This is a genomic window from Gordonia sp. (in: high G+C Gram-positive bacteria) (assembly GCF_012515855.1).
Taxonomy (GTDB): domain Bacteria; phylum Actinomycetota; class Actinomycetes; order Mycobacteriales; family Mycobacteriaceae; genus Gordonia.
The window spans coordinates 1-7488 of record NZ_JAAYXO010000261.1; the positions used below are offsets into that span (position 1 = coordinate 1).

The 7488-nt window shown below is 68.2% G+C and carries 8 protein-coding genes; all 8 read left to right on the forward strand.

The features are described 5' to 3' along the window. Positions 1-998, forward strand: a 998-nt coding sequence (gene hrcA, locus GX543_RS17950; RefSeq protein WP_290853913.1) for a heat-inducible transcriptional repressor HrcA, incomplete at its 5' end; no start/stop codon positions are given. Positions 999-1032: 34 nt separating this feature from the next. Beyond that, complete coding sequence (dnaJ, locus tag GX543_RS17955; protein WP_290853914.1) at positions 1033-2187, forward strand: molecular chaperone DnaJ; 1155 nt, start codon at positions 1033-1035, stop codon at positions 2185-2187. Next, on the forward strand, positions 2184-2936 hold the full coding sequence (locus GX543_RS17960) for a 16S rRNA (uracil(1498)-N(3))-methyltransferase (RefSeq protein WP_290853915.1): 753 nt from the start codon (positions 2184-2186) through the stop codon (positions 2934-2936). Before dnaJ ends, GX543_RS17960 begins: the two co-directional genes overlap by 4 nt. A gap of 7 nt (positions 2937-2943) precedes the next feature. Beyond that, complete coding sequence (locus GX543_RS17965) at positions 2944-3699, forward strand: alpha/beta hydrolase (RefSeq protein WP_290853916.1); 756 nt, start codon at positions 2944-2946, stop codon at positions 3697-3699. 93 nt (positions 3700-3792) lie between these two features. Continuing rightward, on the forward strand, positions 3793-4836 hold the full coding sequence (locus GX543_RS17970; protein ID WP_290853917.1) for a PhoH family protein: 1044 nt from the start codon (positions 3793-3795) through the stop codon (positions 4834-4836). Further along, positions 4833-5375: an rRNA maturation RNase YbeY gene (gene ybeY / locus GX543_RS17975; protein ID WP_290853918.1), complete on the forward strand. Its 543-nt coding sequence runs from the start codon at positions 4833-4835 to the stop codon at positions 5373-5375. The genes GX543_RS17970 and ybeY overlap by 4 nt, the downstream gene beginning before the upstream one ends. A gap of 12 nt (positions 5376-5387) precedes the next feature. Beyond that, positions 5388-6716: a hemolysin family protein gene (locus GX543_RS17980; RefSeq protein ID WP_290853920.1), complete on the forward strand. Its 1329-nt coding sequence runs from the start codon at positions 5388-5390 to the stop codon at positions 6714-6716. 6 nt (positions 6717-6722) lie between these two features. Further along, positions 6723-7488 (forward strand): GTPase Era (gene era, locus GX543_RS17985; protein ID WP_290853919.1); only part of this gene is annotated, 766 nt, incomplete at its 3' end.

The window sequence follows — 7488 nt, forward strand, 5'->3', positions numbered from 1 at the left end:
GTGCCATCGTGACCGACTATGTCGACACGCAGGAACCGATCGGCTCCAAGGCACTGGTGGAACGCCACCACCTCGGGGTGTCGAGCGCGACGGTCCGCAACGACATGGCGGTCCTGGAGGCCGAGGGCTACATCGCCCAGCCGCACACAAGCTCCGGCCGGGTGCCCACCGACAAGGGCTACCGGATGTTCGTCGATCGGATCAGCGAGATCAAGCCGCTGTCGGCCGCCGAACGTCGCGCCATCCTGTCCGTTCTCGACAACAGCGTCGACCTCGACGACGTGCTGCGTCGTTCGGTGAAACTTCTGGCCCAGCTGACTCGCCAGGTGGCGGTGATTCAGTACCCGGTGCTCGCGAGTGCCCGCGTCCGACACCTGGAGGTGGTCTCGCTGACCTCCACGCGCCTGCTCCTGGTGGTGATCACCGACACCGGGCGGGTGGAGCAGCGCATGGTGACGCTCGCCAACGAGATCGACGACGACGACCTGGCGCGGGTGCGCGAAATGTTCTCCAGCGCGCTCGACGGCCAGCGCCTCGAAGACGCGTCGGTGGCCGTCGCCGAGCTCGCGACCACTGCCGCTCCCGAACTGCACGAGGCCGTCGTCACCATTGCGACGGTGCTGGTGGAGACGCTGGTCGAGCAGGGGGAGGGGCGTCTGGTGCTGGGCGGGACGTCGAACCTTGCGCGCTCGGCGGCCGACTTCTCGCCGATGATGGGCGGCATGGACATCGTCCTCGATGCCCTGGAAGAGCAGGTGGTGGTCCTCAAGCTGCTGGCGCACACCCAGCGCACCGGGCAGGTGACCGTCCAGATCGGTGAGGAGACCAACACCGAGAACCTGCGAAACACGTCGGTGGTCTCGACCGGGTACGGTGCATCGGGCACGGTTTTCGGCAGTGTCGGGGTGGTCGGTCCCACGCGGATGGACTATCCGGGAACAATCGCGTCCGTCGCGACCGTTGCAAAGTACGTCGGCGAGATCCTCGCCGAGCGTTAGTTGATGTCTGTATTTGTGAAGGACCTATTTCACCGTGGCTAGTGATTACTACGGCATCCTGGGCGTGTCTGCGGGCGCGTCGGACCAGGAGATCAAGCGCGCTTACCGCAAGCTCGCCCGAGAACTGCACCCCGACGTCAACCCCGAGGCCGAGGATCGGTTCAAAGAAGTCACGACCGCGTACGAGGTCCTCTCCGATCCCGAGAAGCGACGCATCGTCGACGCCGGCGGCGACCCGCTGGGCGGGCCCAACGGCGGATTCGGCGGCGACCCGTTCGGTTCCGGCGGTCTCGGCGACATCTTCCAGACCTTCTTCGGCGGAGGCGGCGGAGGCGGATTCGGCGGCGGTCGCGGTCCCAAGGGCCGCGTGCGTCCCGGTGAGCCCGCCCTGGTGGGCGTGCGGCTCGACCTCGAGGAGATCGCGGCCGGCGCGCGCAAGGAGATCACGGTCGACACCGCGATCCTCTGCGACACCTGCAAGGGCGCGGGCACGCGCAACGACTCCAAGCCGGTCACCTGCCGCGGCTGCAAGGGCGCGGGCGAGATCCAGGCCGTGCAGCGCTCGTTCCTCGGTCAGGTGATGACCGTCCGCGAATGCCCCGAATGCCACGGCGTCGGCGAGACCATCCCGGACCCCTGCCTCAAGTGTGGCGGCGACGGACGTGTCCGCGACCGTCGCACCATGACCGTCAAGATCCCCGCGGGAGTTCAGGACGGCATGCGCGTCCGGCTCGCCGGACAGGGTGAGGTCGGTCCCGGCGGCGGCCCGGCGGGCGACCTCTACGTCGAGATCTCCGAGGCCCCCGACGACGTCTTCGTCCGCGACGGCGACGACCTCCACTGCACCGTTCGCGTCCCGATGGTCGACGCCGCCCTCGGCACCGAACTCGACGTCCCGACCGTGCTCGGCGGCGTCGCGACCGTCGCCGTCGATGCGGGCACCCAGCCCGGAACCGTGGTTCGCGTTCGCGGTCAGGGTCTGCCGCACCTCAACTCCGGTATGCGCGGCGACCTCCACGCCCACCTCGAAGTGGTGGTCCCGAAGAAGGTCGACAGCCAGCAGGCCGACCTCCTCCGCGACCTGCGCGAGGCCATCGGCGACGATGTCGAACTGGTGACCGCGAAGTCGAAGGCCGCTGCGTCCGGCGGGCTGTTCTCCAAACTGCGCAACGCTTTCGCCGGTCGATGACGCCTCCGCTCTTCTGGGTCGACGAGGTGCCGCGCGCCGGTGACACCGCGGTGCTGAGCGGCCCGGAGGGCAGGCACGCCGTCACCGTCACCCGCATCACCACCGGTGAGACGGTGATCCTGGGCGACGGTCGCGGCACCACCGCGGTGTGCGAGGTGGTCGACGTCGCAGGCAAGGACAAGCTGACCGTCCGCGCCGGCCGCGTCGAGTTCCAGACGCGTCCCAAGCCGACGGTGACGATCGTGCAGGCGCTGCCCAAAGCCGAGCGCAGCGAACTCGCCGTGGACCTGATGACCGAGGCGGGCGTCGACGCGATCGTCCCGTGGCAGTCGGCCCGCAGCATCGCTCGCTGGAGCGGAACCAAGGCCGTCAAGGGCGTCGAGAAGTGGCGCACCACCGCCGCGACCGCCGCCAAGCAGGCGCGCCGCGCCTGGACGCCGGAGGTCGCCGACCTCGCAGGCGGCACCGCCGTGCGGGCCCTGGCCGCCCGGGTGGTGGCCGACGGCGGGATCGTCGCGCTCCTTCACGAGGACGGCGCCGTCCCGTTCCGTTCCATCGACTTCGCCGACGTCCCCGAAGTAGTTTTCGTGATCGGTCCGGAAGGCGGCCTCACCGACGCCGAGATCGCCGATCTCACCGCGCTCGGCGCTCGCTCGGTGGTCCTCGGCCCCGAGGTCCTGCGCACTGCGGCGGCAGGCGCCGTCGCGCTCGGTGCGCTCGGGGCGGTCACCGACCGCTGGACTCGGTAGGGACGCGATGCGGCGCAAGAAGATCCGGTACGGCGAGCACGACAGCACGTTCGGCCACCTCTATCTCCCCGACGTCGGACCCGCCGGCTGCGCGCCGGTGGTGGTGCTGGTGCACGGCGGCTACTGGTCGGCGGAGTACTCGCTCATCGTCTACTCGGCCATCGCGGTCGACCTGGTCCGCCGCGGTGCGGTGGTCTGGAACGTCGAGTACCGGCGGGTGGAAGAGGCGGGCGGCGGCTGGCCCGGCACCGGACGCGACGTGGTCGCCGCGATCGCCGCACTCGACGGTCCCGTCGCCGAACAACTCGCCGTCGCAGGCATCAAGGTCGACCGTCGGAACGTCGCGGTGGTCGGACATTCGGCGGGCGGACAGCTCGCGGTCTGGGCCGTCGCCCAGCTCGGCGCCAAAGCGGGCAGCTTCACCATCGCGACTGTGATCCCGCAGTCCGCGGTCCTCGACTTCACCGTCGGCGGCTCCGATCGACCGTCCGTGCAGCGACTGCTCGGCGCGACCTATGCCGAAGCGCCCGAACGGTACGCGGCGGCCTCCCCGGCCACACAGCCGCCGTTCGACGCCCTGGTCGCGGCCATTCACACCGTCGACGATGCGTCGGTGCCGGTCGAGATGAGCCGCGCATACGTCGCGGCCGCCGCCGAGCGTGGCCAGCGAGCCCAGCTCTACGAGGTTCCCGGCGGCCACGACGCCTTCATCGACCCGCGCAGCGTCGCCCATCGTCAGACGTTGCGGGTGCTGGGGATATGAGCCGACGCGATACTCGCTCGCACCCGCATACCAGCGGCGATAGACTCGACATGCATCACCACACCGCACAGCGACCTCGGGAGAGAAAACTCAGTGACTGACGACAACCGCGACGAGAACACCGGCGCCGTGGTGAGTTCGAACATCGAGATTCCGCAGGACCTGGCGGTAGGACTGCTGGGCTCGGCCGACGTCAACCTTCGGATGCTGGAGACCCAGCTGCCCGCCGACATCCACGTGCGAGGCAATCGGATCACGCTGTCCGGCACGGCGGCCGACGTCGCCGCCTCCGAGCGCGTGGTGATCGAACTGATCCGCGTGGTCCGCGGCGGTACCGTGCTGACCCCAGATCTGGTGCGCCAGAGCCTGTCGATTCTCGCGACAGAGCAGTCGGAGTCGCCCGCCGACGTCCTGAGCCTCGACATCATCTCGCGCCGCGGCAAGGTGATTCGGCCCAAGACGCTCAACCAGAAGCGCTACGTCGACGCGATCGACAAGAACACCATCGTCTTCGGCCTCGGCCCGGCCGGTACCGGCAAGACTTACCTCGCGATGGCCAAGGCCGTGCAGGCGCTGCAGGCCAAGGAGGTCAGCCGCATCATCCTGACGCGTCCGGCCGTCGAGGCGGGCGAGAAGCTCGGCTTCCTGCCGGGCACGCTGCACCAGAAGATCGACCCGTATCTGCGGCCGCTGTACGACGCGCTGCACGACATGATGGATCCCGAGGCGATCCCGAAGCTGATGGAAGCCGGTGTCATCGAGGTGGCTCCGCTTGCCTTCATGCGCGGACGCACCATCAACGACTCCTTCATCATTCTCGACGAGGCGCAGAACACCACGGCCGAGCAGATGAAGATGTTCCTCACCAGGCTGGGCTTCGGCGCCAAGATCGTCGTCACCGGCGACGTGACGCAGGTGGACCTGCCCGGCGGCGCACAGTCGGGACTTCGGGTGGCCACCCGCATCCTCGACGGGATCGACGACATCCACTTCGCGGAGCTCACCAGCGCCGACGTGGTGCGCCACAAGCTGGTGGCCGACATCGTCGAAGCCTACGGTCGCGACGAGGAAGCAGCGAGTAATCGAATGATGAGGCGTGATGGTCTGCGCCAGTCGAGCGGGGGACGTCGCCGATGAGCATCGAACTGTTCAACGAGTCGGGGATCGACGCCCCGGAGCAGCTGATCATCGAGGCGGCCCGCTTCGCGATGCGCCGGATGGAGGTGCATCCCGGCGCCGAGCTGTCGATCCAGCTGATCGACTCGGATTCGATGGCCGAGCTCCACATGCAGTGGATGGACCTGCCCGGTCCCACTGACGTCATGAGCTTCCCGATGGACGAGCTGACGCCCGGCGGTCGGCCCGACGCCGACGACCCCGGTCCGTCGATGCTCGGCGACATCGTGCTGTGCCCGGAGTTCGCCACCGAACAGGCCAAGTCACAGCGGCACAGCTACGAACACGAGCTCGCGGTCCTCACCGTGCACGGGGTGCTGCACCTGCTCGGGTTCGATCACGCCGAGCCCGAGGACGAGCGGGAGATGTTCGGCCTGCAGGGGCAGATCATCACCGACTGGTACTCCGCACGTGACGACCGCAAGCGTTTCCTGGAACAAGCCGCACGCGACACGCGACTGCTCAACAACATCGGTTTCTCCGAGAGGGAGGGTCGCTAGCGCATGTCGCCGATGCTCGGCGACATCGTCTATCTGCTCGTCGCGGTGTTGCTGACTGCTGCCGCGGGCACCTTCGCGGCCACCGACGCCGCGCTGGCCACCGTGTCGGCGGCCCGCATCGACGACCTCGTCAAGGACGGCCGGTTCGGTGCGTCTCGCCTCAAGACGGTGATCGAGAATCGCGGCACCTACGTCGGGCTGGCCGTCCTGTTGCGCGTGCTGTGCGAGGCGTCCGCCACCGCGATGGTGGCGGTGGTCGCCGTCGACGGCCTCGGCACCGGCTGGGGAATCATCGTCACGGTGCTGGCGATGACGGTGATCCTCTACATCGCGGTGGGCGTGGGCCCTCGCACCCTCGGCAGGCAGAACGCGTACTCGATCTCGCTGGTCGCGGCCCCGATCCTCACGGCGGTCGGGGTGTTGCTGCGGCCGGTCACCCGACTGCTGATCCTGATCGGTAATGCGATCACGCCCGGTAAGGGCTACCGCAACGGTCCGTTCGCCACCGAAGTCGAGGTGCGCGAGGTGGTCGACATGGCCGAGGAGCGCGGGGTGGTCGACGCCGACGAGCGGCGAATGATCCAGTCGGTCTTCGAGTTCGGCGATACCGACGCCCGCGAGGTGATGGTTCCGCGACCGGAGATGATCTGGATCGAGAACGACAAGTCGGCCGCGCAGGCCATGAGCCTCGCGGTCCGGTCGGGCCACTCCCGTATCCCGGTGATCGGCGAGAATCCCGACGACGTCCTCGGCGTCGTCTACCTCAAAGACGTCGTCGAACGACTGCTGCCGCAACTCTCCAACGTCGCGAGCAGCATCGGCGTCGACGAGGTGATGCGCGATGCGGAGTTCGTGCCCGATTCCAAACCGCTCGACGACGTCCTCTCCGACATGCAGGCCAACCGCAATCACATGGCCCTGCTGGTGGACGAGTACGGCGGCATCGCCGGTCTGGTGACCATCGAGGACGTGCTCGAAGAGATCGTCGGCGAGATCTCCGACGAGTACGACATCGACGAGATCGCGCCCATCGAAGAACTCGGCGACGGCGTGTATCGAGTGTCGTCGCGTCTGCCGGTGGAGGACCTCGAAGAACTCTTCGACGTCGAGATCGACCTCGATCTCGACGACGTCGACACCGTCGGCGGGCTGCTCGCGCTGCGCCTCGGGCGGGTGCCGCTGCCGGGCGCCAAGGTCAAGTTCGACGGCCTGCGCATGGTCGCCGAGGGCGGCCCCAACCGACTCGGACGCCAGCGGATCACGACCGTCGTGGTGCGTCGAACCAAGAACAACAAAGCCGCAGCTGAGGATCATCAGGCCGGCCATCCCAAGGAGAACTGAACTGTGATCGATCAACCTGCGCCCGGAACGTTCCGCTCCGGATTCGTCTGCTTCGTCGGACGACCCAACACCGGCAAGTCGACCCTGACCAACGCACTGGTGGGCGACAAGGTCGCCATCACCTCCAACCGTCCGCAGACCACGCGGCACACCATCCGCGGCATCGTCACCCGCCCGGACGCGCAGCTGATCCTGGTCGACACGCCCGGCCTGCACAAGCCGCGGACGCTCCTCGGCAAGCGCCTCAACGATCTCGTCCGCGAGACCTACTCCGAGGTCGACGTGATCGGCGTCTGCATCCCCGCCGACGAAGCCATCGGCCCCGGCGACCGCCGGATCATCGAAGAGATCATGGCCACCACGCCGCGGACCCGCAAGGTCGGCATCGTGACCAAGATCGACCGCGTGACCCCCGACAAGGTGGCCGCCCAACTGCTCGCGCTGTCGAAGCTGATGGGTCCCGACAGCGAGGTGGTGCCGTGCTCGGCGAAGTCGGGCAAGCAGCTCGACGTGCTGGCCGACCTCCTGGTCTCGCAGTGCGACGAGGGTCCCGCGTTCTACCCGGACGGCGAGCTCACCGACGAGCCCGAGCAGGTCCTCATGGCCGAGTTCATCCGGGAGGCCGCGCTCGAGGGCGTGCGCGACGAACTGCCGCACTCCCTGGCGGTGGTGATCGAGGAGATGATCCCGCGCGAGGACTCCGACATCATCGACGTCCACGCGATCCTCTACGTGGAGCGCGACTCCCAGAAGGGCATCATCATCGGCCGCA